This is a genomic window from Candidatus Macondimonas diazotrophica (assembly GCF_004684205.1).
In the GTDB taxonomy this organism is placed as follows: Bacteria; Pseudomonadota; Gammaproteobacteria; order UBA5335; family UBA5335; genus Macondimonas; species Macondimonas diazotrophica.
Window position 1 is genome coordinate 1 of sequence record NZ_SRIO01000088.1, and the last position, 287, is coordinate 287.

The 287-nt window shown below is 55.1% G+C and carries 1 protein-coding gene; it reads left to right on the top strand.

Going from position 1 to position 287, the window contains the following annotated elements; all coding sequences use genetic code 11:
* Positions 1-40: 40 nt before the first annotated feature.
* A partial coding sequence (locus E4680_RS13985) for a GTP-binding protein (RefSeq protein ID WP_167792542.1) occupies positions 41-287 on the top strand: 247 nt, incomplete at its 3' end.

Consider the following 287-nt stretch of genomic DNA (forward strand, 5'->3'; position numbering starts at 1 on the left):
GACTGTTGATGAACAAGAGAACGTGTGTGGAGCGACGACCATGAAACAACTGCCGGTCACGGTACTGTCCGGATTTCTCGGTGCGGGGAAAACCACGCTGTTAAATCACATCCTCCATAATCGCGAGGGCCGGCGCGTTGCAGTCATCGTCAACGATATGTCGGAGGTCAACATCGACGCCAAGCGGGTCAACAGTGAAGTGCGGCTCAACCGGTGCGAGGAAAGACTGGTGGAGATGAGTAACGGCTGCATCTGCTGCACCCTGCGCGAAGATCTGTTGAAAGAAG